A 26,504-nucleotide genomic window follows, 5' to 3' on the forward strand; every position below is an offset into this window, starting at 1 on the left:
GTCAGTATGCTAAACTGCCCAGCCTGATATCACTTGACTTGTAGCCTGATTTTGGCAAATTCTAAGCTCAAAATTAGGTGCAGAAAGCAGCATTAATCTGCATGTAAAACCAATGGAAAAGCATTATGGCGAATAAATTTGAATTCAATATCCGCGTTTATATTGAAGACACAGATGCGGGTGGCATTGTCTATCACGCCAATCATATTCGCTTTATGGAACGTACACGTACCGAATGGCTGCGTGCATCAGGCATCAGCCACTACTGGCATCAAAAAGATTACAATTTTGTTGTACATAAAATTAACGTGAAATATTCGCGTCCTATTATGATGGATGACTTAATTACCGTCACTGCAAGTGTCGTTTCACTTAAAGCTTCATCTTTTGTATTGCAACAAAATATTTATCGTGGTGAAATCATGCTTGCATCTGGTGAGGTCGAGTTGGCATGTATTAGTGCAGACATGAAACCACGTCGTCTTCCTGATGAAATCCGCGAACTGATTCATAAAGAATTGGAACAAGACTAAAAAAATTATTTGGCACACGTAACAGCTATGGCAACTCAGTTAGAATCATCTCTTCAAGTCTCAGATCTTATTTTACAAGCAAGCCCTGTCGTACAACTGGTGATGCTTTCTCTCCTGTTAGCCTCGTTGTACAGCTGGTATCTGATTGCCAAGTTAACCATGAGCTATAAAAAGGCTCAGGCTGATGACAATCATTTCCAGAAAATTTTCTGGTCAGGTGCCGAACTCAAGACGCTTTATAACAATGCCCAGCTCAATTCCAAACGTACTGGTCTGGAAGATATCTTCTATCAGGGTCTGGGCGAGTTCCTTAAACTTAAAAAACGCCATGCTCCAACTGCCCAGTCAATTGAAGGTACTGAGCGTATTCTGCGTGTAGGTTTAAGTCGTGATCAGGGGCATCTGGAACAAGGCTTGGGTGCGCTGGCCAGTATTGGTTCAGTCGCTCCTTATGTCGGTCTGTTTGGTACCGTCTGGGGCATCATGAATGCCTTTATTGGTCTGGCAGATGTCGATCAGGTTACTTTGGCCACTGTCGCACCTGGTATTGCAGAGGCCCTGATTGCAACGGCGATTGGTTTATTTGCTGCAATTCCTGCGGTTTTAGCCTTTAACCATTTCACATCTAAAGGTGAAGCACTGTACTCTGACCGTGCTCTGTTCGCTGAAGAAATGGTGGCTCTGCTGCAACGTCAATCTGTGGGCGCTACGCAGGACAATGACTAATGGCCATTCAACGTTCAGGACGCTTCGAGCGTATTAAAAAACCACTGAAAAGTGACATGAATGTGGTGCCATACATCGATGTGATGCTGGTACTTCTGGTCATTTTCATGGTGACTGCCCCAATGATTACCAGTGGCATCAAGGTCGATTTGCCGCAAGCCAATGGCTTACCAATCGAATCCAAAGATGCGCCTACGATCGTCACTTTCAAAGAAGATGGTACTTATTTTCTGGAATATAAAAATCAGACCACAGGTCCTGTCACCCTAGAGGCTTTGACGCAGACTTTGATAGAAGCGCAAAGCACTGCGGAAAGTGAAAACAAGGTCCTCAATGTCGTGATCAATGGTCATACCACCCGCCCTTATGGCGATGTGATGGCCTTGATGTCAAGCCTGCAAGATGCCGGTTTGTCCCAAGTGGGTTTACTGACCAAGCCATTAGAATAAAGTATGAAAAATTATCAGAAACCACCGTTTCAGAAGAAAGCAATTGCGATTGGGTTTACGCTAGGAATCCATGCAGTTGCTTTGGTGGGCCTGCTTTTTCTGGGCATGAGTAAGCCACCTGAACCGCCAAAACAGATTAAAACGGTCTTAATTAAACCTGAAGACCTCAAGCCGGTGACTCGTGAAGAAACTGAGTTTGAAGAAACTGCACATGAAAATATTGCAGAAGAAATTACCCAAACTGCTGAACCGAGTGTAGAGCCTGCACCTGTGGTTCCAACGGCAGCTGCACCGACACCTCCGGCACCGCAGCCTGCACCAGCACCCCCACAGATCGATATTCAAAAAGCTCAGCAAGAAGCCAAAGCGGCAGAGCTTGCTCAAGCCAAAGCCGCTCAGCAAGCAGCCGAAGCAGCAAAACGTGCTGAAGCCGCCGAACAGGCAAAACAGGCTGCTGCCAAAGCCAAAGCAGAGGCTGCACAAAAATCTAAAGCCGAAGCTGAAGCAGCGCGTAAGGCGGAAGTAGAAGCACAGCGTAAAGCCGATGCTGCGCAAAAAGCCAAACTTGAAGCACAGAAAAAGGCTGATTTAGCCGCCAAGCAAAAAGCCGAGGCTCAAGCCAAGGCAAAAGCGGATGCTGCGGCAAAAGCCAAGGCAGATGCCGAAGCTAAACGTAAAGCGGATGCGGCTGCAAAAGCCAAAGCAGAGGCGGATGCTAAACGTAAAGCCGATGCGGCAAAAGCCAAAGCAGAGGCTGAAGCTAAACGTAAAGCTGACGCGGCTGCGAAGGCTAAAGCGGAAGCAGATGCCAAGCACAAAGCTGACGCTGCGGCGAAAGCTAAAGCAGAGGCCGAAGCTAAACGTAAAGCCGATGCGGCTGCGAAGGCCAAAGCGGATGCTGATGCCAAGCATAAAGCTGATGCCGCTGCAAAAGCTAAAGCAGAGGCGGATGCTAAACATAAAGCTGAGGCTGCGGCAAAGGCTAAAGCAGATGCAGATGCGAAAGCCAAAGCAGAAGCTGATGCCAAAGCCTCTGCAGCCAAACAGGCTGCTGAAGAAGCTGCACAGAAAAAAGCGGAATCTAAGCGAATTGCCTCTACTGCAAAACGTGATTTCGAAAATAAAATCAGACGTGCATGGGATACCCCTGTGGGTTCTTCAGGCCAGAAAGCGACTGCTCGGGTAACTTTGAGCGATAGTGGTTCTGTGGTTTCTGTGGTGGTAAGTGCCAGTGATCCAGATATGAAAGCCAGTGTAGAAGCGGCAGTACGTGCTGCTGCACCTTATCCAATGCCTTCAGATCCGGATGCACGCCGTGAAGCACGAAGTTTTACTTCAACCTTTACAGCTCATTAATGAAAAACAGCCATAATAAAGAAAAAGTGTTATGGCTGTTTTTTTGAGTTAAACTTCAATTGAAACAGATTAAATAATAATCACCCCCATAGTGATATAACAGTTTGATGATAAATTCGTGGTCTATTTCGCATAAATCCATGCGATGATGTAGCCCAATCACTTATAAATAACTCCGTTGATTTGAGTAAATAACGAATGATGGAAAAGACACGCAAACACCTACTCTGCCTTGCAATCATGACCACTTTGGGTGCGGTCACTGCGACCCAGTCTCAGGCTCAACTGCATCTGGAAATTACTAAAGCTCCTGAAGCTGCTCCTAAAATTGCCATTGTGCCTTTTAGCCAGGATCAGAGTATTTATCCGGTGGTGGAAAATGACCTGAATCGTTCTGGAAAATTTGCCAGTGCCTCGAAGAATTTACCTGCTACAGCACAATTAAATTCGCCAAATGCTGAAGCATGGGCAGCTGCAGGCGTACCCTATGTGGTGACCGGTTCATCCAAGACCAATCCGGATGGTTCTTATAGCATTCAGTATCAACTCTATGATGTCGAAAAGCGTCAATACTTACTGAATGAGTTGCTGACTGTTCCTGCTTCACGTACCCGTCAGGCAGCCCATATGATCAGTGATGCCATCTATCAGGCATTAACCGGTATTCCGGGAGACTTCACGGGCCGTATTGCTTATGTCTTACGTAACCCGGCAACGCCTGAGCAGCGTTATACCTTGCAGATTGCCGATACGGATGGTGAACAGCCAAAGACCATTTTGACTTCGCGTGATCCAATCCTGTCACCTGCCTGGACACCGGACGCGAAAAAAATTGCATATGTATCTTTTGAAACCAAACGTCCGGCCATTTATGTACAGGATCTGGCGACTGGTCAACGTGAAAAGCTGGCCAGCTTCCGTGGATTAAACGGTGCACCAAGCTTCTCTCCAGATGGCAAGAGCATGCTGTTCACTGCGTCTATGCACGGTAACCCGGAAATCTATCAGATGAATCTGGAAACACGTCAGTTAAAACGCATGACTAACGATAGCGCAATTGATACAGAAGCACGTTATGCGCCGGATGGAAAATCATTTATCTTTACTTCAGATCGTGGTGGTTCTCCGCAGATTTACCGCTATGATTTTAATAATGAAAGTACCAAACGTCTGACTTTCCGTGGCGCATTTAATGCCCGTGCAACCTTAAGTGCAGATGGTAAGAAACTTGCATTGGTTCATCGTCCAAGTGGCAGTAACTATAAAGTGGCTGTACAGGATATTAGCTCAGGTGTGACCAATATCCTGACGCCAACCAGCCTGGATGAATCACCTAGCTTCTCGCCAAATGGTCAGATGGTGGTCTATGCCACTCGCGAAGGTAACCGTGGATTGTTATCCATCATGTCTCTCGATGGCCGGTTCCGCATGAATCTGCCAAGTGAAACAGGTGAAGTCCGCGAACCTGCTTGGGCACCAAAATAATAGTTCAATATTTATAAATGCTTTACCCCATAATCAACCTTCATGGAGATGAAGAATGAACAAAGTAAAATTATTTGCACTTCCTTTACTTGCAGCCGCAGTCGTAATGACTGGTTGTGCCAGCCGTAAACCAGCAGCTGAAGTTCAAACTGGCAACCTGGATACGAGTGGTACTACCACTGTAAGCACTGAAGGTCTAAGTGAAGATGCAGCATTAAGTGCTCAAAACATGGCCGGTGCATCTGCTAAAGGTGTAACTGCGGAAAATAAGGCTTATTTGGCTAAACGTGTAGTTCACTTTGACTATGACAGCAGTGAACTGAGCAATGACGATATCCGTACTCTACAAGCACATGCCCAGTTCCTGATGGCAAATGCCAATTCTCGTGTAGCTCTGACAGGTCATACAGATGAACGCGGTACACGTGAATACAACATGGCGCTTGGTGAACGTCGTGCCAAAGCAGTAGAAAGTTTCCTGATCACTTCTGGTGTAAATGCAGGCCAACTTGAAGCAGTGAGCTATGGTAAAGAAATGCCAGTTAATCCTGGCCATGATGAAAGTGCGTGGAAAGAAAACCGCCGTGTAGAAATCAACTACGAAGCTGTTCCACCACTACTAAAATAAGTGATCATTTAAATAATACATCATTCATAAAAAAGCACTCAATCGAGTGCTTTTTTATTAGAGGGATATTTGAAAGATCAAAGAATAAAATTACTCTTTGCCTTCACCTTCTTCTGCAGTTTGCATGGATTCAATCATGTCGTGTTTATTGAATTTTTTATATTCAGGTTTTGCTTCGTAATCCTTCCACGCTTCTTTCATCTTGTCTTCAGAAATTTCATCGAGATTAATCGCTTCGCTCGGCGTTGGAGTCGCATCAAACTTTAATGTTGTCATCTCTGTGCTCCTATGATCATTTTTTCCTTTGATTCAACATAGCACTTTCCACAGGAGTTGCAAGGGCAAAATCACAACAAATAATTCAGTTTAATTGTCCTTTTCGGACGTTCTCCTCTAAAATATAGCCGTATATCGTTTTGATCTTTTTTCCCCGATTATAAGTCTTGGAGTTTTTCCCTTATGTCATACCGCACCTTATCCCAATTCCTACAACAACAAAGCGGGAACCTCACACCTGAACTTGCACAAGTAATTGAAACAATTGGAAATACCTGCAAGCGTATTGACCAACTCCTGCAAAAAGGTGCTCTAGCGGGTGTATTAGGTAGTGCTCAGCATGAAAATGTTCAAGGCGAAGAGCAAAAGAAACTGGACGTGATTTCTAATGATTATCTGATTGATGCATTAAAAGTACATCCACATGTAGGCGGTTTAGCATCTGAAGAACTGGATGAATTCACTTCAGCACAGGAAAATGGTCAATATCTAGTATTGTTCGATCCACTTGATGGTTCAAGCAATATTGATATCAACATGTGTGTGGGTACCATCTTTTCAATTCTTCCTGCAAAAAATAGTGTAACTCAGGCAGAAGACTTCATGCAGACTGGTGTCAATCAGGTTGCTGCTGGTTATGTGCTGTATGGCCCATCAACCATGATGGCACTTACTGTGGGTGCCGGTGTGGTATTCTTCACTTTCGATCCTGAAACTCAAGAGTTTCTGTTGACTTCTGAAGCGATTCAGGTAGCTGCTGATACTAAAGAATATGCAATCAATGCATCAAACCAACGTCACTGGGAAGCGCCTGTACAGCGTTATATCGATGAACTGCTGGCAGGTAAAACAGGTCCTCGTGCCAAAGATTTTAATATGCGCTGGGTCGCTTGTATGGTCGGCGATATTCACCGTATTCTGTGCCGTAGCGGGATCTTCATGTACCCATACGACTTGAAAGACCCAACTAAAGCAGGTCGTTTACGTTTAATGTATGAAGCCAATCCAATGAGTATGCTGATGGAACAGGCTGGCGGTGCATCAACGACTGGTCGTGTCCGTATTCTTGAAATCGAACCTACAAATCTGCATCAACGTGTTCCTGTCATCATTGGCTCAAAAAATGAAGTTGAGCTTGTGACCAGCTACCATCACTAATTTTTAAACGGCAGTTGATCCTTGATTGACTGCCGTGGACTTTCTTCTTATGCCAACTATCTTCCTTGAATCCAAAGACAATCCTAAAATTAAACACTTACGCGGTTTAATTGAACAGAATTCTTATCGAAAAAAACAAGGACAAACTGTGCTTGAAGGCACGCACCTGTGTCTTGCATGGTTACATGAAAACAAGAAAATCAATTCAATCTTCACGACTGAACATGCTTTAGCGCATCCTGATTTCGACATTATTTTAAACAAATATACCGGTGTGGTTTTTGTCATTGGTGAATCGCTTTATAAGGACCTGAGTACCTTAGGCACTTCGATTGCCTGTATGGCGATTGTCGATATTCCAAGCTCAAGCCAGGCACTTGATTTTACGGCTGACACCCTGATCCTTGAAAATGTGCAGGATCCCGGCAATGTTGGCACCCTGCTACGTTCAGCAGCAGCTGCCGGTATTGATCAGGTCATTTGTACCAAGGGTTCAGCATCTCTCTGGTCACCACGGGTATTACGTGCGGGTATGGGGGCGCATTTTTCTTTGCAAACTTTTGAAAATATTGCACTAGAAGACCTTTTACCGCAATTCAAGATTCCGGTATATGTTACCAGCTCACATCGTTCTAGCAGCCTGTATAGCAAGGACTTGCGTAAAGCTTGCGTCTGGATTCTGGGCAATGAAGGTCAAGGCGTATCTGACTATGCCCTGCAACATGCCGAAGCGGTGACTATTCCCCAACCAGGTGGGCAGGAATCCCTGAACGTTGCGATTGCAGGCTCTATCTGTTTCTTTGAGATGGTGCGTCAACGTATCTAATACGGTATTTAGGTTACATTGTTTTAATTCCAGTCAGTGTATTTAGAAAATAGATTACACTACAAAAATAATAAGTTTTATTGTCAACCAAATCGTTATTCCCAACGTTATATGCACATGAACTTGGGAATAATGGTGGGTATCCAATGACAGGATTTTCCATCTCTATGGATTTAGCACCGAAACCGTTGCAGTCACAAGATGCGAGTATTCTAAAGAGTACGGCTGAGTCTCGCCTGAAAAACTTCATGCAGGACGTGACTGGGCGTGCTTTGGTGATGATGGAAAGTGCGACTCAAGGACAACATGGGATCGCAATGGATCTGGTTCAGGAAGCTTTTATTTCTCTACATAAATCTTATGCAGAAAAAAGCACTGAAGAGTGGTATCCCCTGTTCTATACGATTCTGAATAACAAATTACAGGATTGGCGTCGTAAAGAAGCACGTCGCAACCAGCCATTTTCCTTTTTCAAAAAAGTCAGCCTCGATGACGACGAAGTCGAATTTGACAATCTGGTAGATGAATCTACGCCCTCACCTTTAGAATTTCTGGATCAGGCAGTAACTGCTGAAGAAATTCAGGAGGCGATTGCCAAATTACCTGTGCGTCAGCAGCAAGCATTTATGCTCAGAGCCTGGGAAGGCTTTGATACTCAAACTACAGCGCAAATTATGAACTGTACAGAAGGCAGTGTGAAAACCCATTATCACCGTGCTATTCAAGGTCTACGTGCCTCTCTAGCACACTTAAATCCATATCTGGGAGGATCATCCGAATGAAGCAAGATGATTTCTTAAAGCAAGTAACTTCCAAACTTGATGGACTGGCACAGCACCACAAAGATAAACCGGTGGTGATGAATCATGTGCTGGAGCATATTCAGGACGCACAACATTCACGCTTTGCATTTCTAAAAATGTCTGGCTTTGCTTTGGCTGCTGCGATTGCTGGCGTGGTAGTGCTACCGAATATTGTCAGCCATAACGAACCTCAGACTCAAGCGGTATCTACACCCAAACTCTCTCCACAGATGCTTGAAGATCTGGAAATGTTAATGGTTTTAGGTGAGGACAAAGTTCCACATGGCAGCTAAAAGATTAGCAATTGCATTTTGTGCATTCAGCTTCCTGCAAACCAGCTTTGCGGGATTTGAACGTTTTTGGATTTTTTCCAAAGATGCCAATACGCAGGTTAATGAAACCTGGGATACACTTTCTGATTCCGAGCAACTGGCATTAATTAAACGTTATCAGTCCTTAAAAGAAATACCTGAACAGCAACGTATTAATTTACAGCAACGCATGGACTGGTTCACCCAGCTTCCTGAAGCTGAAAAGCAGCGTATGCGTGAAACCTGGCAAATGATGAGCAGTCAGGAACGTAAGGAGTTAGGTGCACGGATGCAAAAAGCAACGCCTGAAGAGCGACTGGCGATCCGTGAAGAATATATCCAGAAATACCAGCAACTCACTCAACCTAAAACTCATTAATTTAAGTTAAATAAAAAAGCCTCCATCTGGAGGCTTTTTTCATGCTGCAATTATTTTCTAACTCTGCGATATCCTGCCAGACCTAATAATCCGAACAATCCCCAAATTCCAAATGGACCACCACCACTTGATGATGTATTGGTATTTTTAGCCGTATTTTTTAAGTTAATTCTAGCTGTATCTGACATCAACTCATCTGCATCAAAAACATGATACTGCATATCATAATCTGACTGACTAAAAGTATTTTTCACACTAAAGGTTAATTTTCCACCATAGCAGGTTTCACCTGCAAAATTTCCTGGGCATGGTCCTTCTCGCTCTGCGGAAAGGTTTACTCCGGCAGGAAGCTTGACAATGCGAATTGGAATCTCACGACCATCTTTATCACGATAGAAAGCAGCCTTGCCATTCATCCGTGGACCATCACCATCATCGCTGTCATTCTCTAATGGATTCACAGTTACGGTCAGATTGTTCTCTGCGCTAATTCTATATTCATCATTTTTTACAATCGGTTTAATATTTACAAATGCGCCCTGCAAAATACCTGTACTGCTGGCACCTGTCTGCTTGTCTTTAATTGTATAACGGCAATACTCCGTATCCGAGAGACTGGTTACTTTGCCATCAGTACGATACATCATGATACGGTTTAAGTCAGGCTTCCATTCACATTTTAAATTTGGGTCATTCGGCGCACCTTGAACAATTAATGAACTGCCTGATCCAGATAAAGACCCTACACCTAAAGATTGCACTGTAATTTCATAATTTTGTGAATTTAATGCTTTAGCTTGTACTTGAGTATTATTTAAAGTTTCTTGAGGCATGACCAAACTAAATGGATTAACGTATATGGCACGATATTTCTGGTATTGCTTGGTATATTTTAAAAGATCCTCATATTCTTTTAGCTCTTCCTTTAAGCCCTGTATTTCCTCAGGTTTTGTATTCTTATCGGCCAGAATAGAATTAATATCATCAATATTTTCCTGATAATAATCCAGCAACTCTGTTAAAGAACTATTTTTTAGGCCAGAAATATCTGCTGCAGTTAAGCGCCGGATTTCTACCGACCCAATTTCACAGGAATTTTTTGCGTCCGGATTAAATAATAAGGTTGCCTTAGTCAACCGCTCAATTCCACGCTGATCAGTTTCTTCACAACTTTCTGTACCGATATTGACCAGATCCGTATTCGATTGTCGATCAATAGGATAATACATCCCTAAATAACGGTTATTTACAGAAGGTTCGATATAAGCAGTTAATAGATCTGTGATCTGATTACTGGATACATCAATATTCGTTGAAACACTGTTTTCTGCCAGTTCAGGTAATATACAGCGTGAGGAACCACTTGTATGAATCGCATTATAAGCAGTAAATAAATCTACACCTTGTTCTTTACTTGGATTCCCACCATTCAAGGCATATTCACAAGACAAGCCCTGGTTAAAGGCCAACACGTTATAAGCCAGACTCGAATTACCAGTATTGTCATAAAAGATAGTTGAGCGAGCAGTATTCTCGACAATCGTGTTATTAATGGCACTAAAAGTGAAGAAAGAACTTAATGGACGGCTGATTTCATTAGCCATTCGGAAAATATGACCTGTAGTACTGGTCGTATTTTTTGCAATCGTAGAGTTACTAATATCAGCTTTGGCATAACCACAGAAGTCCAGAATACTGGCCGTATCAGTAGAACCATTTTTGACAATGCTGCTTGCGCTAATTTCTAGCTTAGTCTCTGTACTGCCCAAATTCCCCACACAATCCATAGCCAAGACACTGCCATATGTAGCTGCTTTATTCTGATGAATTAAGGAATCCTGAATCCTGATAACTTTTTCATTATTCATCGCTACTGCATAAATTGCTCCCCCTTCTGCAGCCGCTCGTGAATTTACAATTTCACTATTCACGAGGCTTAGAGGACCGGCGACATAAAATGTTCCACCATTACCTTTATCCAGACTGGTTTTTGCAGCATAACCATCTTTCAGGATGACACCATTTACCACCATGCTGGCTTGGCTAGCGACCGTATTAAATAAGCGGGTTTTCCCTTGGCCTGAAATGGTGGTTGTTAAAGCCTCACGTGTTGGATATAAAAAGGTAATAGGGCTTCTTTGAGTATAATTGAAGGGTGATTTTCCCAAAATATTGACATGAGATTCAACAATAATTTCACTATTGAGTTTGTATTCCCCAGCTTCGAGTTGGATGACATCTGGAGCGGAACCGTCATTACGCAATGTACGGCCAACATTGCATCCTCCATAGGATTTATCCAGCTTGGCTGTCTTAATGGCTTCACGCAAGGAACAGGCACTGGTATTTTCCCCGTCCTCGTCAGCAAATGTAGTGACATATATGGTTTTATCTTCGGCTGCCATTAAACTCATGGCAGATAAAATCATGGCTGCAAGCAGTCCTTTTTTATAATTTTTCATGATTTTTCCTTAATCTTTTAATCTGCGACGTAGGCCGATCAACCCTATCAAGCCCATTAAGCCAGCGATCCCCCATGCCCCACCCGAGGTCTTCACAGACTTGTCTTTCATTTCATTTTTAGGTTCCTGTACAATCTGGGTACTTAAAACCAGATAAGGTTTGGACTTATTAAATCGTGTAGAGGAAGTAACTACCTGAATTTCAAAAATGTCAGCACCATGCCATTGTGAATCTGGGGTATAAACAACATTCCCATCAATATCAATGACTGTTTTGCCCTTGGAAACAGTTTTGGTTTGGATAACCTGTAAGCAGCCATCTTGCCAAGGCTCACCCTTTGGATTCTCTCCAATAATGTTATTGCATTGCTCTTTAGGAATTAAATCACTATCTCCTAAAGCAGATTCAATTGAAAACTTTGCAGTCTCTCCTTTTAGAAGATCCTGTCCAACCAGACTGGTAGATGTTGGAACTGTAATTTCAATCGCACCACGGTCACAAAATAAGTTATCTAGTAAACGGTCTACACCGCGTTGGTCTGACGCCTCACAGCTGACTGAAGGATTGCTGCTATTGTAGCTAGTCCCTCTATTTACAATCGGTGAATCACTAACCTGATTATAATTCAACAGGATACGAGGACGTAGATAGCCCAAGAACTGATCTTTAGGAACGCTATAAGGACATAGAATAGCATCGCTATTTTGTTTTAAATTTAGACAGATACCTTCACTTTGATCTGAAGCCTCTGCAAACAAGCGAGTACCTGTCCAGATCTGGTTTGGATACGCAGCATCACCTGTACCACAAGATGCTGTTACCAGGTTATTGTGAATCGTACTTTTATCCGTAGTTTCAATCTGGCAATCCTGCGTACCATTTCTTAAAATAATACTGTTCGCCACATAGGCTTTACCATTCGGGGCATTAATACGTAGTGCCGTACCCGTATTATCCACTATTGTCAGGTTATTGATTCCCACCCCATCAATCACATTGATCAGTGCTCCCTTATTTTTTAACAGGGTACTGCTTAGGACTTCAGCATTAATGGATTGAATATCGGCAGGATTATCGACTTGGCCCGCTGTATAAATATTGGTAGCATTATTATTCAGCGTCTGGTTATTCTTTAAAACGCTTTGATAAACCAGAAAGTATGGAAGCTGGCTATAGATTATGCCACCCTGTTGCGCCTGATTATTTTCAACTAGGCTGGTTTTTATTTCGGCAAAAGCAATCAGATTCTGGCCGAATTTCCCCACATTATAAATGGCACCACCTTGACTCGCAGCCCCCTTATATAAGCGGCTGTAATCAATTATCAATTTACCTTTATTATGAATTAGGCCACCTTGTTCGGCACAGCTGCTTTTACCGCAACCTTCAAGGTCGAGTTCTTTTAAATTGACTTGAATCAGCTCTTCATCATTGCTAATACGGAAGAGATTATCTGTCCCTTTCATTTGAATATGAGCGTTATATAACCCCATTACCTTATCGGCACTACTAAATTCACCATCTACTTCTGCGATAGATTTAATCGTTACTGATTTCTTGATCGGGATATGCTTATTCAGTACATAGGTCGTTTTTTCTTTTAAGATAATGGTGCCAATAGCATTTTCGCCACCACAGCCCATATAACCTTCTTTAGCCAGGCCACGATTCACATATTCAACAGCTTCTCGAAGTGAACATTCCTTGTCATCTTTTTCAATATCTTCTGTGGTAGTTACAATAATTTCTGCACTATATGCCTGCCCCGCCATACATAGCAAAGCCATGCCTATGCTCTTCTTGAGCATACCCTTCTCCTTAATTTTTTATTTCTTTCTTTTTCTTCTAAAGTTGCATCTTCCTTGCAACAGCGAATTATTTTGCCTTACTTTCGCATAGACTGAGTAATTACTCAAGATGTTTTATAATTTAACGATATTCATCAATTAATGCATAAATCTGCCGCAGGTTAGCATTGCTGACCTTCAGCTTTTCGCCTTTAAGTAATTGAATAATCTGTTCTAATGTTTGTAGAAGCACGGAAGTTTGATGTGGTCCGTGATTTAGCAAATAATCAAAAATCTGTGGATCAAGATGAATACCGCGTCGGTCCAATACCGAGGATACCAAGGCAAATCGGTCCGCATAAAGACTGCCATTTGGGACACGGACACTGACCGCCTGCGTGAGTCGGGACTGCAAATCAGGTAATTCAAGCTTTAATTCAATGGGCGCAAAACGGGAAGAAAATACCAGTTGACCACCACCTTCATCATTATAATTAATCAAGTGAAAAACGGCGCGTTGCCAATGCGGAACCCCACTAATGGCTTCAATATCATCCAGTGCGATCAGGTCAAACCGGTCCAGCGAAGTAATCGCTTCAGTGGGTGCATCCAGAAGTTCCAGCAAAGACACCTGTATAGCGGTTTTGCCGATTTCCAGATAAGAATCACAGATGGCAGAGAGTAAGTGACTTTTACCTGTTCCAGCTCCGCCATACACATAAAAGCGGCTGATTAGGCCTGCATGCAGCTGTCGGACTGCATCAATTACATGCCCCCATCCCGGGCCCGAAAAATCACTAATTCGAGCATCGAGTTGAGGTTCTATATCTAGCTGCAATTGACGCATATGATTCTGATGGCCTTATGAGTCTTTATGAAGAGGTACATCCATCTTACTTGATTTCTCTCCCTCTTGCAGTGGTTTTGCTTCTGACTTTTTCATTTCAATATCAACATCTAAGTCTGAAGTTTCTACGCTTATGGAACCTGTAGCCGGATCATTCATGACGACTGCCTGATTTCCATAAAATGATGTGCATTCATAGTATTCACGTGCATGTCTGAGCAGAACCACAATTACCGCTGCAACTGGGAGAGCAATCAGCATTCCCAGGAAGCCAGCCAGTTGTGCGCCCGCCAATACCGCAAAAACCACAGCAACCGGAGATAAACCTATTTTATCGCCGAGCAGGAATGGCTGTAATACATAGCCTTCTACCGCCTGACCGACCATAAATACGACACCCACCAGAACAAGCTGCCACCAGTCGATCCCGAATTGCAGGAAAGTTGCAATCACAGCTGCAATAATCCCGACCGCAAACCCCAGATAAGGAATAATACTGGCCAGACCTGCCACCATGCCAATAATCAGGCCAACTTCAAGACCAATCAATTGCAAACCAATCGCATAAACGATTCCCAGCAGAATCATCACCAGAAATTGTCCTTTCACAAAGGCCCCAAGTACACTGTGACATTCACCGACGATTCTTAATGTACTTTGTTCATAAGGACGTGGAATCAGGCGACGTAAGCTTTCCAGCATACGATCCCAATCCAGCAGGAAATAGAATGCAATAATTGGAATCAGGACAATCGTACCGCCAATCTGCAAGAAGTTAATTCCAGATTGTGCAAGGCGTAGCAGGAAGGCCTGAATACTGTCAGCACTATAATTGGTTTGCACATAGTCCATGACCACATCAGAAATCTGTGTGGTATCAATTTCCATTTCAACGACATTGAAGGTATTCGACAACCATGGCAAAAAGGTTGAATTAATCCAGCCAATGACCGCAGGTATATTGTCACGCGCATAAATCAGCTGCTGCCAGATCAACGGCACCAGATACCAGATCGCCAGGATCATAACGATCCCGATTCCAGTAAAAACGATACTAATAGAGAGCCAACGCGGCAGACCGATATCGTGCAGTTTATCTACCAGCGGGCTGAACAGATAAGCCATTAAAAACGCTGCAACAAATGGAATTACAACGGGTTTTAGTAAATATAGAATCCACAACAACAAAGCTATCCCAGCTAGGATAAACACGCGACGCAATGTGCGATCTACCATAAAGTTTCGCCTTCTCTCTATTAATCGTTATAAAAAGTAAAATATTTTAATAAAGATAGCATTTTAGGGCATAAATACCATAAGAGTTTTGCATATTCAGGTTATAATCCCCCGCGCGAATGCGGAGACTTCATTATGAGCAACTCAACTTCTACCCCAAACACTGGTTTAAGCTACAAAGATGCAGGTGTCGATATTGAAGCGGGAGACGCGTTAGTCGACCGAATCAAGTCCGTCGCTAAGCGTACTAAACGTCCTGAAGTAATGGGCGGATTAGGCGGTTTCGGCGCCCTTTGTAAAATCCCTAAAGGTTATGAAGAACCTGTTCTCGTATCAGGCACAGATGGTGTTGGTACAAAATTACGTCTGGCACTGAATTTGAACCGTCATGACACCATTGGTCAAGATCTGGTGGCAATGTGTGTGAACGACCTTCTCGTTTGTGGTGCTGAACCACTGTTCTTCCTGGACTATTATGCGACTGGTCACCTAAATGTGGACGTGGCTGCAAATGTTGTAACAGGAATCGGTGCTGGCTGTGAACTTGCAGGCTGTGCACTGGTTGGTGGTGAAACTGCTGAAATGCCAGGCATGTACGAAGGTGAAGATTACGATCTTGCAGGCTTCTGTGTCGGTGTAGTTGAGCAAAGCAAAATTATTGATGGCTCTAAAGTAAAAGCGGGTGATGTACTCATTGGTGTTGCATCTTCTGGTGCACACTCAAACGGTTATTCGTTGCTTCGTAAAATTCTTGAAGTTAAAAATGTTGACCTGAATCAAATCGTTGATGGTCGTCCACTTGCAGATGTTGCAATGGAACCAACACGCATTTATGTGAAATCGATTCTTGAACTGCTAAAACAGGTTGATGTACATGCAATGGCACACATCACTGGTGGCGGTTTACCAGGCAACCTGCCTCGCGTATTACCAAACGGTGCTCAAGCAGTCGTAAATGAATCTTCTTGGGAGTGGCCTGAGCTGTTCAAACTTCTTCAACGTGAAGGCGGTGTAGAGCAGTTCGAAATGTATCGTACCTTTAACTGTGGCGTAGGTATGGTTCTTGTTGTTGATGCAGCAGAAGCAGACAAAACTGTAGAGTTACTCAACGGTTTGGGCGAGAAAGCATGGGCAATGGGTCACATTGCAGATAATGCCGAGTCTGTAGAAGGCGCTGACGAAAAAATCCGTGTGATCTTCGCGTAATTTCGCATGATTAAAATTGCTGTACTTGTTTCAGGCAGTGGATCGAACCTGCAAGCCCTGATTGATGCCAATCTGTCAGGAGAAATTGTCGGGGTGCTTTCCAACAAGCCTGAAGCATTTGCTTTAGAGCGCGCTCATAAAGCAGGAATTCCGACTGCAGTCATTGAACATAAGCAGTATCCAAGCCGGGAAGCTTTTGATGATGTCATGCATCAGCAGCTTCTGGACTGGGATGTTGATCTAGTGGTACTTGCGGGCTTTATGCGAATTTTAAGTGAAAAATTTGTGAAAGCCTGGGAAGGGAAAATGCTGAATATTCACCCTTCCCTTTTGCCATATTACAAAGGCATGCATACCCATCAGCGCGTCCTGAATACCGGTGATGTTCTGCATGGTTGTACAGTGCATTATGTCACTCCCGAACTGGATGCTGGGCAAGCCTTAGCACAGGGTGTGTTAAAAATATCGCATCAAGATACGACTCACACTTTAGCTCAGCGTGTACATGTACTGGAACATCTAATTTACCCGCAAGTGGTAGAATGGATTTGTAATGGGACAATTCAGCATACTGAACAAGGTGTATTGTACCGTAATGCAAAAATGCAAGAACCTGTTCAATTCTGCAAATTCTAAAAGCTCAAATATAAAAAAACGCATCCTCGGATGCGTTTTTTTATTTCTTTAGATGTGATGAACCTTAAGCAGACTGTTGCTGAATCAGTTGTTTGACCAGACTCGCTACTTGCTCAGGCTGCTCCAATGGGAACATATGCCCACCATCTACCACTGTAAATGGAATGCCAAATTTCTTTTGCACTTGCTGCGGAAATTTGCGCGCCAAAAATGGACCTTTCTTGGCAACCATCAGATGCACTGGTACTTTTGGTTTAGCCTGAGGTAACCACCATAGCGATGGATTAGTTCTAAAGATATTTACTTCATCCATTTTAGGAATAGTGAGTTCAACTCCACCTCGAACCGGATCATCCTTTAAGGCATAGTCAATATAAGCCTGGAAGCAATCTGTATCAAAATCCTGATAAAAGCCTTTCGGTCGCAGCAATTCAGCTGCCTGTTCCCGAGACTCCCAATGATCACGACGGCGTTTCGACAAACCTGCAGGTGACATCCGGTCCAGTGCTTTTAAGCGAAAAGTTTTTGCAATATGCAATGCAAAAGCTTCTTTGCCCATGATCATCGGCGGATCAAGCATAATCATTTGCGAAAAAAGTTCCGGACGCTGTAAGGAGGCCTGAAAGCTCAGGACTGAACCTAATGAATGTCCCAAACCAATCACTGGATGTCCATGAGACTGGCGCACGATACTGTCAATCACCTGCTGAGTCAGACTTTTCCAGTGATTATCAATCGGATAACGCTTATCAGGCCCTAATAGCGGCACATAGATAATATCGTAATCATCTTGCAGTCCTTCAAACAGCTTTTGATAGACTTTAGATGGCACGCCATTGGCGTGCGCAAAATGAATCAATGGTTTCATTGTAAGGTCGTTTTATTTTCTGACTGAAGTTTCTGTGCCACTGAAGTTGCAATTCCTTCACCAATCGATGAACCCATACGACCCAGTACTGACTCAAATGGACTATATTCAATAGTGTAGTTCAGTGCTTTTTCAGTTTTTAGTTCACGCTTCAAAGTATTTAAACTGCCAATACGGTCTGCAATACCCAATTTCACCGCCTGTTCACCGGTCCAGAACAGACCTGAGAAAATAGCAGGATCAGTCGATTTCAATTTCGCTCCACGCCCCTGCTTTACAGCATTAATAAAGTGACCATGCACATTATCCAGCACACCTTGTACATGCGCTTTTTGCGCAGGATCAACCGGCTGTGTCATGGACAGCAAGGCTTTATTTTCACCTGAAGTCATGGTGCGGTCTTCAACTCCAAGTTTTTGCAGCAGGTTATTCACACCATAGTTCGGCATGATCACACCGATTGAACCGACCAGACTCGATGGATTGACAATGATTTCATCTGCAGCGGATGCAATATAGTAAGCACCAGAAGCTCCGGTATCACCAATCACGGCATAGAGTTTTTTCTCAGGATGCTGTTTTTTCAGATACTGGATTTCCTGCCAGATTTCATCTGACTGGACTGGTGAACCACCCGGTGAATTAATATTTAAAACAACAGCCTTACTTTGCTTGTTTTCAAAGGCTTTTTTGAGTGATTTGATGGTATTGCTACTATTTACGCTTTGCTTGTCTGCGGCAATCGTACCAATAATATCAACCACAGCAATATGTGCACCTGCGCCTGCACTCGGATCAGAAGCACTCATGCTACAGCCTTTACCTAGCGCAAGAATGACAACCAGCAGATAAGCAAAGGTTAGAAATTTAAAGAAGATCCCCCAGCGGCGTGCCCGTCGTTGCTCTTCTACTGAAGCTAAAACTGCTTTCTCCAGCAGTTTCCATTCTGGGCCAGTCGGTTGAACTGATTGTTGCGTATTTTGTATTTGATTTTCAGGTTTTGGTGGCCAATCGGACATAAATAATCCAATAAATTAATTTATATTGAACCCATTATATACACCGAAAAGGGTAATTCTGTCTAAAGAAACCGTTTTCGCCTATAATAAATGCTATTCTTTTTTATTTTATCAATATTACAACTCAATGACTGAACGCAGCTCAAAGAATTCAGCTTACGGTTTACTCAAATATATTAGCCGCCAACCGCTTTCAGTTTCCCGATGGATTGCGCGGATTCTTGCCTTAATCGTTAATATTTTTAAAGTTTCTAAAACTTCTGATGTAATTCGCCTGAACCTTGAGATCAGTTTGTCTGAACTGTCGAATCAGGAAAGAGAACGGATTACCCGTGCTGCGATTCGCAATGAACTGATGTCTTATTTTGAATTTTTTAGTATTTGGGGTTCTACTAATCAGAAAAATATTGAGAGAGTGCATAAAGTTATAGGCGAAGATTTACTGCATGATGCCTTGGCACAAAATAAAGGTCTGGTATTGATTGTGCCGCACTTTGGCACTTGGGAAATCATGAATGCCTATGTTGCGCAATTCACTTCAATGACCATCATGTATAAGCCTGTAAAAAATCAGGCAGCGGATCAATTTGTTCGTGCAGCACGCAGCCGCGAACAGGCCAATCTGGTGCCGACAGATGAGTCTGGTGTACGACAGATTTTCAAAGCCTTGAAGCAAGGTGGCACCACTGTCATTCTGCCGGATCATACACCCAACGTTGGCGGTGAATATATTCCTTACTTTGGTGTTCCTCTAGCTACCAGCAATCTGAGTGCCAAGCTGATCCAGAAAACCAAAGCCCGTGCGCTGTTCCTTTATGCCCTGCGTAATGAGAATGCTGGCTTTGATATTCATATCGAGGCCATAGATGAAAAAATTTATCAGGGAGATGCCAATCAGGGTACAGGCATCATCATCAAAACGATTGAGAACCTGATTCAGCGTCATCCTGAACATTATCACTGGAGCTATAAACGCTTTAGAGCTCACGAAGATCTGGGAAATATTTATAAGCTTGATCATGACCAAGCTTTGTCCAAAGTGAACCAGTTAAGAACTTCTAATCTGGCTGCTGTTGAACCATCTCTAGAATCAGTCAGTTAGATTTTGTTTTTGTAACCATTTCCAGCGACTTCTTTCAGTTTCTAGAATGATTTGAGTTCCTTGCTGATGAAAATGCAGGCTGCCATGCTCTGCTGTAGTCAATAGAGGAATATCCAATTCTTTGAGACGCTGTTGAGTCAACTGACTTGGATGCCCGTAACGATTAAATTTTCCAGCAGACGCAATCGCCAGTTTAGGACGATAGTGCTGCAAGAATTGATAAGCTGAACTGTGCTGACTGCCGTGATGGCCTAAGACCAAGACATCCACTTTTAAATCGGGGTAGTCTTTGAGTAACTGATATTCAGTCTGCCAACCTGCATCTCCCATCAGCAGAAAATTCTGATAAGGCCAGACATCTTTGAGCCGCAAATAAACCACGCAAGACAGGTCATTTTTATTGAAATTAGCGGTATTTAATTGTTCTAGTTTTGGCGCAATGACCTTAATCTGCAGATCATTCTGCCATTGCCACTGCTGTCCCTGATAACATAATTGAAAGTTTGAAGAGGCTGCAGTTTCGGTCACTTCATTGGCATAGATATTCTTAATCTTGAGCTGGTCTTTAATGCTGTGATAAGCACCACTATGGTCCTGATCCAGATGCGTTAAAATCACCTGCTCCAGTTGAGAAACACCTTGTACCGACAGAAATGGCATGATTACCTGCTTCCCAATACTAAATTTTTCCTCATCATAATAACCGCCCATATCGATCATCATGTTATGGGTTCCATGACGAAGGAATATCGCCTGTCCTTGACCGACGTCCAGCACTGAAAGCTGAAATGGCGGATGATAGAATTGAGGAATACAAATTGGTACCGCCGCGACAGCTATCCAGGATTTTGGTAATACGCCTCGTGGTAAGAATAAAATCAGCAAAGATAGGATGCATAGGCCAATCATCCAGAGATTCATCGCAACTGGAATTAATTGCGGTTTAAACCAGTGATCCAGCAGATTTAAGAATCCCAACAAGATATTCAGCATAAGATCATTCAGCTGAAATAGCATGCTTGAGACAGGTTCAGCGATAAAAAATAGAATTGCTGCCAAAATATCGATCGGCACAATCAGCAGACCAATCCAGGGGATTGCGACCAGATTACTGAACGGCGTGATCCAGGTAATCTGCTTAAAAAACAGCATCATTAAAGGAAATAAAGCGAGAAAGATTTTCCACTGTGATTCCACCAGCACTTTAGCCGCAAAATACATTTTTTGTATTGCTGTCTGATTTTGCTCGGATGGTCGCTGTTGAATGGTCTGATAAATTCTGAGCAATACAAAACAGGCCCCATAGGACAGCCAGAAAGCCGCGGACAAGATACTAAAGGGGTCAATGAATAACAGTAAGGCGGCGCTCAGAATTAGAAGTTTTAAAGCTTGCAGATTTTGTCGAAGCAGCATGAGGATGACACCAATCATACAGATCAGCAGAGTGCGGATTGCCGGGATTTCAAAACCCACAAAGGCACAGTACAGCACCACACAAAACAGAAAAGGTAAAGCCAGAAAATACTGGCGTGGCCATCTTAGATAAAGCTGAGGCATACTTCGTGCGACAAGTAGCCGAAGCATAGTACAGACCATCAGGGCAAAGATCAGCACATGTGGTCCGGAAATCGCCAATAAGTGACTCATGCCCATACGTCGAAATTGCTGCTCAGTTGCAGGATTTAAAAGGCTTTCATCTCCGGTGAGCAAAGCCAGAAGCAAACCTTTATTCTGTACGGGTTGTCGTGCTATGAACTCTCTTAATTCCAGCCGTTTCTGTTCTACCCAAAGTAGAAATTGCTGAGTTAAAGCTCTTTGCTCTCGAATAAACTGACTATACCCCAGTGTAGAAACAGTAGCTGAATCAAGTTGCTCTATCTCTTTGATCCGGAAACCTGCCATCATATTCTGTTGCAGTGCCCATTTTTCAGCATCAAAAGCACCGGGCGTTGCATAACTGTGATTAGGACGTACCTGACCTTGCAGCCGGTAATAATGTCCTAGTTCAAGCATATTTAAATTTTTATGATTTACTGATAGTTGTGAAGCATCCGATGAATTTTTAGGTAGAAAACCCATCCAGGTTACGGTGCGTCCATCGAGATTTAATACTTCCAAAAGCTGCTGGATGGATTGATCACTCAGTTTATTTAAGTGTTTGACATAAACGATAATGTCTTTTTGCTGTACTTCATGTTCGACATTTAATAGCCGTTGGCTGAGCTGTTGATTGGCATAACCATGTCCCAGAAATATCCCGATTAGAATGCAGGTGCCTACAAGCAATCCTTTATATAAGGAATTTTTTAGAATCGCATTGAGCTTAGAATTACAGAAATAACAGAGCACAGCAAGAAATATCACTGAGATTGAATTCAACTCAATATTCAGAAAAGATTTTCCCATACAGGCTAGGCCTAAAATCCAGCCCAAACACAGCCATTGCAACATGAAAATTTTCTTTTTTATTATTATGTGCAGGCAATAATAAAGCCCACCGAGGTGAGCTTCAATTAAAGAGGATTATTCCTGCAATTAGTCATTCATCCACAAGCCATCACGCATATGTAGAATTCGGTCTGCCGAATGCGCTAATTGCTCATCATGGGTCACAATTAACATAGCCATATTAAATTCGCTACGTAATTCAGTCAGTAACTCAAAGATTTTATCGGCTGTTTTACGGTCCAAGTTACCTGTAGGCTCATCTGCCATCATTAACTTCGGCTTAGTGACTACAGCACGTGCAAGCGCTACACGCTGACGCTCGCCCCCTGAAAGTTCGCCCGGTTGATGGGTTAAACGATGGGTTAATCCAACACGTTCCAGCAAGTATTCTGCCTGCTGTTTAGCCTCTTTAAACTTGACGTTTTTACGAAGCATTAAGGGCATCGCGACATTTTCTAGTGCAGTAAACTCTGGCAATAAATGGTGGAATTGATATACAAAGCCTAAATTTTCATTACGTACATAGCCACGTTCTGCTTCAGATAAATTGTCAAAACGGCGACCATTGACCATTACTTGTCCGGCAGAAGGACGGTCAAGTCCTCCGAGAATATGCAATAAGGTACTTTTACCGGAACCGCTCGAACCGACAATAGAAACAAATTCCCCGGCCTTTACCTGTAATGAAATCCCTTTGATCACATCAACCGTAGATTTTCCATCTGTAAAAGATTTCTCGATATTTTGGGCATCTAGAACCAGATTACTCATAACGCAATGCCTCCGCCGGTTGAATTTTAGCAGCACGGAATGCTGGATAAATAGTGGCCAGGAAACTTAAAGCAAGTGACAGACCTACAATCACGACCACATCCTGCCAGCGTAGATAAGAAGGTAAATAGTTGATGAAGTAAGCATCAAACATATTCAGGCCAAGTGAATTGTTTAACCAGCCAATAAAACTACTGATGCTAGTGGCAGCAATAATCCCGAGAATGGCACCCGCACAGGTACCGATCACGCCAATCACAGTACCTTGAACCATAAAGATTCGGGTAATCGTGGCAGGTGAAGCACCTAAAGTACGTAAAATTGCGATGTCGGATTTTTTATCTGTGACCACCATCACCAGTGAAGACACGATATTGAATGCTGCGACCAGGACAATCAGGAATAATAATAAGCTGACCATCGCTTTTTCCATCTGAATTGCGCTGAACAGATTACCATGAGTATAAGTCCAGTCAGAGGCATAGAAGTTACCCGGTAAATCACGCACAATTTCCTGAGAAACCTGAGGCGCTGCGAAAATGTCATCCAGCTTCATACGTACGCCTTGTGCACCATCTGGCAGACGTAACAAGGTTGAAGCATCATTTAGAGCAATATAACCCATCATCGAATCGACTTCTGCACCAATACTGAAGATCCCGACCACTTTAAAGCGTTTAAAGCGGGGTACAACACCTGCTGGTGAAGGCGTCGCTTCAGGTAGAACCAAGGTAATGTTATCATTCAAGCCTACGCCCATGGCATCTGCCATCTGCTTGCCTAAAACAATCCCAAATTCACCTTTTTTCAGGTTATCAATACTACCCTCGACCATATGGTTCTGGATGATCGAAACTTTCTTCTCATACTTTGGTTCAATCCCGCTGACCATAATTCCGGCAACTTGCCCTTGAGCTGTGAGCATCCCCTGTAACTGGGTAAAAGGAGCCACACCTTGAACGTGTTCATGCCGCTCAATCTGCTTTGCAAGTTCAGGCCAATTTGTTAGAATTTGCGTCGAAGAAACAGTTGCTTGAGGAACCATCCCCAAGACGCGATTTTTCAACTCTCGGTCAAAACCATTCATGACAGACAAAACTGTAATGAGGACTGCTACACCGAGCGTGAGACCGATCATTGAGACCAATGCGATAAAAGAAATGAAGTGGTTACTACGCCGTGCGCGAGTATATTTCAACCCTATATACAGCGAGATTGGTTTGAACATAACCATCTAGTCCGAGGTAATAAATTATGGAAAATGTACAGCATCCAAACGGACTCACTGAAAGACGAGTCATGTCTCGAATCGATGCTGCTTTACGAATCAATTATCAGATTATTTCCGATGATGTTGCCTTGAATGATCCTTACGATGCTAATTTCGTATTGCCCCGCTATTTTCTACTACTTGCAGAGCTAGATCAATTTGATCATGCTGTTAACTACGAATTAGAACAATTATCTGAAAAAGATCAACAAATTGCTCGAATCTTATCCTTATTCAACCAAAAATTAAACCTTATTACCGGTTCTTTGTATGACGCAATTGTACAAAGCATGTTACCTGTACCGGAACATGTGAACTTTTCAGAGACTGGTTTTAGCTTCTTTAGTGATCAGCCGATTAGTGAAGGAACCTATCTACATGTGACTTTAAGTCACCCGGAAAACTTCTTCCACATCGCGGCAACCGCTCAGGTGGCCTACAGTCGTGCAGAAGAAAACGGAAAATATCGTACGGGCGCTTATTTTATTACCCTGCACCCTCAGGATCGCGTCAAACTGGGTGAATGTGTGAAGGCCAGCTTTGCTTAAGACTGGCATCTATCTTTTTATTAAAGGCGGGCTTTATAGCTCGCCTTAATTTCTTTAGCGAAATAAACCACTAAGCCGAACAATAAAATTACTACACCCACCAAAGCAATGAGCGGCAATTTTTCATTATTCAATAATACACCTACCAGCAAGGCCAGCATTGGTGTCAGGACTGTGGTTAAAGACAAAGTCGTCGGTTTAATTTTCTGTACCAGCTTGAAATAACAGAACATCGCAATCAGCGAAGCCATAATTACCGCATATACCAGACCAAATAAGGACTTGGCATGTGGCATAGCAGTGGGTGCGTATTGCCAGATAAATGGCAACATACCCAGAGAAAAAACGACTGACAAACCAATCGAACCGGCCGCCTGTGCCATAGGATCAATTGGTGCATTGATTTTCTTCACCCAGAACATAGATACGCAATAAACTAATACACCAACCAGAGCGATCACGATTCCAATTGGCTGTATATGCTGATCTGCATCACCTAGACAGATCACCGAAAGTCCAGTTAAGGCGATTCCCATCCCCAGCCATTGATTCAGCGAAAGCTGCATCTGAAAAACAAAACGCCCAATCAGGCCTGAGATTAGGGGTGCCAAGCCGAACATTAAGGCAATAATGCCAGAACTTAAATAATCCGTAGACCAGTAAGTAAAAATTTGCGAGCCGATAAAACTGCATGCACCCGCCAAGTAACTATGCAGGGAAACACGATCAAGCGGTAATCTGGTTTTAAATAACCACAATAATCCTAAGGCTAAAGGCAAGGCCAAAAAGAAACGGATCGCCAATGCCCACATCGGATGCAAATCTTCCACACTCCAGACAATCGCCAGTGGTGTGGTAGACCAGATGAAAACCAGCAAGGCATAGGTTAACATCAGGTTACTTTTTGGGGGCATACTTAATCTCGTTTTTTATTTAATCGCAGTTTTACGTTTCTGTTTTTGAATGGTTTGATCTAGAGAGCTGGAAAACTCACGCTTATCACGTTCAGAAATCGGCGGTGGGCCACCAGTTTGCACACCGGCACCACGCAAGGTATCCATAAAATCACGTAAATGCAGACGTGCTTTGACGTTAGCCACTGTATAGATTTCACCACGCGGGTGAATCGCGATACCACCCTTCTCGATGACTTGAGCAGCCAAGGGTATATCCTGCGTCACCACGATGTCATGCTCTTTCATACGGTCAACAATTTCCTGATCCGCCGCATCTGCCCCGCTCATGGCCTGAATAGAATTGATGCGAATTGAGGGTGTAATTCCTACCGGTTGATTAGCCACAAAAGTGACTTCAAGCTGGTAACGATCGGAGGCACGAATAATTACATCTTTCAGAATACGAGGTAATGCATC

The 26,504-nt window shown here is 43.1% G+C and carries 27 protein-coding genes; 15 read left to right on the top strand and 12 right to left on the bottom strand.

The genetic code is table 11. The annotated features are described in order from the left end of the window. The first annotated feature begins 125 nt into the window (after positions 1-125). From ybgC to pal, 6 genes are all read left to right on the top strand, one after another. Positions 126-533, top strand: a complete 408-nt coding sequence (gene ybgC / locus B4J23_RS13625; protein ID WP_291361354.1) for a tol-pal system-associated acyl-CoA thioesterase — start codon at positions 126-128, stop codon at positions 531-533. 27 nt (positions 534-560) lie between these two features. Continuing rightward, entirely contained in the window at positions 561-1,259 is a 699-nt protein-coding gene (gene tolQ, locus B4J23_RS13630) for a protein TolQ (RefSeq protein ID WP_179992679.1), read from the top strand. Beyond that, entirely contained in the window at positions 1,259-1,708 is a 450-nt protein-coding gene (tolR, locus tag B4J23_RS13635; RefSeq protein ID WP_291361357.1) for a protein TolR, read from the top strand. The genes tolQ and tolR overlap by 1 nt, the downstream gene beginning before the upstream one ends. A 3-nt stretch (positions 1,709-1,711) precedes the next feature. Next, positions 1,712-3,064, top strand: coding sequence for a cell envelope integrity protein TolA (gene tolA, locus B4J23_RS13640; protein ID WP_291361359.1), 1,353 nt, complete (start codon positions 1,712-1,714; stop codon positions 3,062-3,064). A 201-nt stretch (positions 3,065-3,265) separates the two neighbouring features. Further along, complete coding sequence (tolB, locus tag B4J23_RS13645; protein ID WP_171505601.1) at positions 3,266-4,549, top strand: Tol-Pal system beta propeller repeat protein TolB; 1,284 nt, start codon at positions 3,266-3,268, stop codon at positions 4,547-4,549. Positions 4,550-4,604: 55 nt separating this feature from the next. Further along, a complete protein-coding gene (gene pal / locus B4J23_RS13650) occupies positions 4,605-5,177 on the top strand; it encodes a peptidoglycan-associated lipoprotein Pal (RefSeq protein ID WP_004784608.1) in 573 nt (190 codons plus the stop codon). A gap of 90 nt (positions 5,178-5,267) precedes the next feature. Here pal and B4J23_RS13655 read toward each other — a convergent pair whose 3' ends face one another. Beyond that, entirely contained in the window at positions 5,268-5,453 is a 186-nt protein-coding gene (locus B4J23_RS13655) for an NF038105 family protein (RefSeq protein WP_159124034.1), read from the bottom strand. Positions 5,454-5,636: 183 nt separating this feature from the next. On the opposite strand from B4J23_RS13655, the gene B4J23_RS13660 reads away from it, so the two are divergent. The 5 genes from B4J23_RS13660 to B4J23_RS13680 all read left to right on the top strand — a co-directional run bounded on the left by B4J23_RS13660 (position 5,637) and on the right by B4J23_RS13680 (position 8,930). After that, positions 5,637-6,611 (top strand): class 1 fructose-bisphosphatase, encoded by a 975-nt coding sequence (locus B4J23_RS13660; RefSeq protein WP_291361362.1) that lies wholly within the window; start codon positions 5,637-5,639, stop codon positions 6,609-6,611. A 49-nt stretch (positions 6,612-6,660) separates the two neighbouring features. Next, positions 6,661-7,437, top strand: a complete 777-nt coding sequence (locus B4J23_RS13665; protein WP_159124036.1) for a TrmH family RNA methyltransferase — start codon at positions 6,661-6,663, stop codon at positions 7,435-7,437. Between the two features lie 167 nt (positions 7,438-7,604). Beyond that, positions 7,605-8,219: an RNA polymerase sigma factor gene (locus tag B4J23_RS13670; protein WP_004784615.1), complete on the top strand. Its 615-nt coding sequence runs from the start codon at positions 7,605-7,607 to the stop codon at positions 8,217-8,219. Next, positions 8,216-8,533 carry a hypothetical protein gene (locus tag B4J23_RS13675; RefSeq protein WP_004784617.1) on the top strand — a complete coding sequence of 106 codons (318 nt, stop codon included), beginning with the start codon at positions 8,216-8,218 and terminating at the stop codon, positions 8,531-8,533. The genes B4J23_RS13670 and B4J23_RS13675 overlap by 4 nt, the downstream gene beginning before the upstream one ends. Continuing rightward, positions 8,523-8,930, top strand: a complete 408-nt coding sequence (locus tag B4J23_RS13680; protein WP_004784619.1) for a DUF3106 domain-containing protein — start codon at positions 8,523-8,525, stop codon at positions 8,928-8,930. The genes B4J23_RS13675 and B4J23_RS13680 overlap by 11 nt, the downstream gene beginning before the upstream one ends. Before the next feature lie 50 nt (positions 8,931-8,980). Here the strand turns inward: B4J23_RS13680 and B4J23_RS13685 are convergent, their stop codons facing one another. The 4 genes from B4J23_RS13685 to cxpE form a co-directional block, all read right to left on the bottom strand. Further along, positions 8,981-11,392 (bottom strand): CSLREA domain-containing protein, encoded by a 2,412-nt coding sequence (locus B4J23_RS13685; RefSeq protein WP_291361367.1) that lies wholly within the window; start codon positions 11,390-11,392, stop codon positions 8,981-8,983. Positions 11,393-11,401: 9 nt separating this feature from the next. After that, entirely contained in the window at positions 11,402-13,201 is a 1,800-nt protein-coding gene (gene rbtA / locus B4J23_RS13690; protein ID WP_291361369.1) for a rhombotarget A, read from the bottom strand. A gap of 121 nt (positions 13,202-13,322) precedes the next feature. Beyond that, a complete protein-coding gene (gene hda, locus B4J23_RS13695; protein WP_159124042.1) occupies positions 13,323-14,027 on the bottom strand; it encodes a DnaA regulatory inactivator Hda in 705 nt (234 codons plus the stop codon). Between the two features lie 15 nt (positions 14,028-14,042). Beyond that, positions 14,043-15,263: a chloramphenicol efflux transporter CxpE gene (gene cxpE, locus B4J23_RS13700; protein WP_180012796.1), complete on the bottom strand. Its 1,221-nt coding sequence runs from the start codon at positions 15,261-15,263 to the stop codon at positions 14,043-14,045. 135 nt (positions 15,264-15,398) lie between these two features. Here cxpE and purM point away from each other — a divergent pair, with 135 nt between their 5' ends. Beyond that, positions 15,399-16,469, top strand: coding sequence for a phosphoribosylformylglycinamidine cyclo-ligase (gene purM, locus B4J23_RS13705; RefSeq protein ID WP_034170936.1), 1,071 nt, complete (start codon positions 15,399-15,401; stop codon positions 16,467-16,469). Positions 16,470-16,475: 6 nt separating this feature from the next. Further along, on the top strand, positions 16,476-17,105 hold the full coding sequence (gene purN / locus B4J23_RS13710) for a phosphoribosylglycinamide formyltransferase (RefSeq protein ID WP_034170937.1): 630 nt from the start codon (positions 16,476-16,478) through the stop codon (positions 17,103-17,105). Between the two features lie 64 nt (positions 17,106-17,169). On the opposite strand, the gene B4J23_RS13715 is transcribed toward purN, so the two are convergent. Both B4J23_RS13715 and sppA read right to left on the bottom strand, forming a co-directional pair. After that, positions 17,170-17,973, bottom strand: a complete 804-nt coding sequence (locus tag B4J23_RS13715; RefSeq protein ID WP_291361374.1) for an alpha/beta fold hydrolase — start codon at positions 17,971-17,973, stop codon at positions 17,170-17,172. Beyond that, positions 17,970-18,992 (bottom strand): signal peptide peptidase SppA, encoded by a 1,023-nt coding sequence (sppA, locus tag B4J23_RS13720; protein WP_291361376.1) that lies wholly within the window; start codon positions 18,990-18,992, stop codon positions 17,970-17,972. Before sppA ends, B4J23_RS13715 begins: the two co-directional genes overlap by 4 nt. Before the next feature lie 127 nt (positions 18,993-19,119). On the opposite strand from sppA, the gene B4J23_RS13725 reads away from it, so the two are divergent. Further along, entirely contained in the window at positions 19,120-20,094 is a 975-nt protein-coding gene (locus B4J23_RS13725; RefSeq protein WP_291361378.1) for a lysophospholipid acyltransferase family protein, read from the top strand. Here the strand turns inward: B4J23_RS13725 and B4J23_RS13730 are convergent. The 3 genes from B4J23_RS13730 to B4J23_RS13740 form a co-directional block, all read right to left on the bottom strand. Continuing rightward, complete coding sequence (locus B4J23_RS13730; protein ID WP_291361380.1) at positions 20,083-22,545, bottom strand: DNA internalization-related competence protein ComEC/Rec2; 2,463 nt, start codon at positions 22,543-22,545, stop codon at positions 20,083-20,085. The two genes, B4J23_RS13725 and B4J23_RS13730, sit on opposite strands and share 12 nt — an antisense overlap. 84 nt (positions 22,546-22,629) lie before the next feature. Beyond that, positions 22,630-23,313, bottom strand: coding sequence for a lipoprotein-releasing ABC transporter ATP-binding protein LolD (lolD, locus tag B4J23_RS13735; RefSeq protein WP_159124049.1), 684 nt, complete (start codon positions 23,311-23,313; stop codon positions 22,630-22,632). Further along, positions 23,306-24,541: a lipoprotein-releasing ABC transporter permease subunit gene (locus B4J23_RS13740; RefSeq protein ID WP_034170943.1), complete on the bottom strand. Its 1,236-nt coding sequence runs from the start codon at positions 24,539-24,541 to the stop codon at positions 23,306-23,308. The genes lolD and B4J23_RS13740 overlap by 8 nt, the downstream gene beginning before the upstream one ends. Positions 24,542-24,567: 26 nt before the next feature. Here B4J23_RS13740 and B4J23_RS13745 point away from each other — a divergent pair, with 26 nt between their 5' ends. After that, positions 24,568-25,131 (top strand): PilZ domain-containing protein, encoded by a 564-nt coding sequence (locus tag B4J23_RS13745; RefSeq protein ID WP_291361384.1) that lies wholly within the window; start codon positions 24,568-24,570, stop codon positions 25,129-25,131. A gap of 20 nt (positions 25,132-25,151) precedes the next feature. Here B4J23_RS13745 and B4J23_RS13750 read toward each other — a convergent pair whose 3' ends face one another. Continuing rightward, entirely contained in the window at positions 25,152-26,045 is an 894-nt protein-coding gene (locus B4J23_RS13750; RefSeq protein WP_180104421.1) for a DMT family transporter, read from the bottom strand. A 15-nt stretch (positions 26,046-26,060) separates the two neighbouring features. Beyond that, positions 26,061-26,504: YaiI/YqxD family protein (locus B4J23_RS13755; RefSeq protein ID WP_291361387.1), on the bottom strand; the 444-nt coding region annotated here is incomplete at its 5' end.

Origin of the sequence: Acinetobacter sp. UBA3025 (assembly GCF_002367915.1) — a bacterium.
GTDB lineage: Bacteria > Pseudomonadota > Gammaproteobacteria > Pseudomonadales > Moraxellaceae > Acinetobacter.

Excerpts from the sequence above, each read along its gene's own strand:
- lolD (WP_159124049.1), bottom strand. The coding sequence starts at position 23,313 with ATGAGTAATCTGGTTCTAGATGCCCAAAATATCGAGAAATCTTTTACA.
- B4J23_RS13750 (WP_180104421.1), bottom strand. The coding sequence starts at position 26,045 with ATGCCCCCAAAAAGTAACCTGATGTTAACCTATGCCTTGCTGGTTTTC.
- B4J23_RS13685 (WP_291361367.1), bottom strand. The coding sequence starts at position 11,392 with ATGAAAAATTATAAAAAAGGACTGCTTGCAGCCATGATTTTATCTGCC.
- sppA (WP_291361376.1), bottom strand. The coding sequence starts at position 18,992 with ATGTCCGATTGGCCACCAAAACCTGAAAATCAAATACAAAATACGCAA.
- B4J23_RS13740 (WP_034170943.1), bottom strand. The coding sequence starts at position 24,541 with ATGTTCAAACCAATCTCGCTGTATATAGGGTTGAAATATACTCGCGCA.
- tolA (WP_291361359.1), top strand. The coding sequence starts at position 1,712 with ATGAAAAATTATCAGAAACCACCGTTTCAGAAGAAAGCAATTGCGATT.
- hda (WP_159124042.1), bottom strand. The coding sequence starts at position 14,027 with ATGCGTCAATTGCAGCTAGATATAGAACCTCAACTCGATGCTCGAATT.
- tolQ (WP_179992679.1), top strand. The coding sequence starts at position 561 with ATGGCAACTCAGTTAGAATCATCTCTTCAAGTCTCAGATCTTATTTTA.
- B4J23_RS13670 (WP_004784615.1), top strand. The coding sequence starts at position 7,605 with ATGGATTTAGCACCGAAACCGTTGCAGTCACAAGATGCGAGTATTCTA.
- ybgC (WP_291361354.1), top strand. The coding sequence starts at position 126 with ATGGCGAATAAATTTGAATTCAATATCCGCGTTTATATTGAAGACACA.
- purM (WP_034170936.1), top strand. The coding sequence starts at position 15,399 with ATGAGCAACTCAACTTCTACCCCAAACACTGGTTTAAGCTACAAAGAT.
- B4J23_RS13715 (WP_291361374.1), bottom strand. The coding sequence starts at position 17,973 with ATGAAACCATTGATTCATTTTGCGCACGCCAATGGCGTGCCATCTAAA.
- B4J23_RS13745 (WP_291361384.1), top strand. The coding sequence starts at position 24,568 with ATGGAAAATGTACAGCATCCAAACGGACTCACTGAAAGACGAGTCATG.
- B4J23_RS13680 (WP_004784619.1), top strand. The coding sequence starts at position 8,523 with ATGGCAGCTAAAAGATTAGCAATTGCATTTTGTGCATTCAGCTTCCTG.
- tolB (WP_171505601.1), top strand. The coding sequence starts at position 3,266 with ATGGAAAAGACACGCAAACACCTACTCTGCCTTGCAATCATGACCACT.
- rbtA (WP_291361369.1), bottom strand. The coding sequence starts at position 13,201 with ATGCTCAAGAAGAGCATAGGCATGGCTTTGCTATGTATGGCGGGGCAG.
- cxpE (WP_180012796.1), bottom strand. The coding sequence starts at position 15,263 with ATGGTAGATCGCACATTGCGTCGCGTGTTTATCCTAGCTGGGATAGCT.
- pal (WP_004784608.1), top strand. The coding sequence starts at position 4,605 with ATGAACAAAGTAAAATTATTTGCACTTCCTTTACTTGCAGCCGCAGTC.
- B4J23_RS13725 (WP_291361378.1), top strand. The coding sequence starts at position 19,120 with ATGACTGAACGCAGCTCAAAGAATTCAGCTTACGGTTTACTCAAATAT.
- B4J23_RS13730 (WP_291361380.1), bottom strand. The coding sequence starts at position 22,545 with ATGTTGCAATGGCTGTGTTTGGGCTGGATTTTAGGCCTAGCCTGTATG.
- B4J23_RS13665 (WP_159124036.1), top strand. The coding sequence starts at position 6,661 with ATGCCAACTATCTTCCTTGAATCCAAAGACAATCCTAAAATTAAACAC.
- purN (WP_034170937.1), top strand. The coding sequence starts at position 16,476 with ATGATTAAAATTGCTGTACTTGTTTCAGGCAGTGGATCGAACCTGCAA.
- tolR (WP_291361357.1), top strand. The coding sequence starts at position 1,259 with ATGGCCATTCAACGTTCAGGACGCTTCGAGCGTATTAAAAAACCACTG.
- B4J23_RS13675 (WP_004784617.1), top strand. The coding sequence starts at position 8,216 with ATGAAGCAAGATGATTTCTTAAAGCAAGTAACTTCCAAACTTGATGGA.
- B4J23_RS13655 (WP_159124034.1), bottom strand. The coding sequence starts at position 5,453 with ATGACAACATTAAAGTTTGATGCGACTCCAACGCCGAGCGAAGCGATT.
- B4J23_RS13660 (WP_291361362.1), top strand. The coding sequence starts at position 5,637 with ATGTCATACCGCACCTTATCCCAATTCCTACAACAACAAAGCGGGAAC.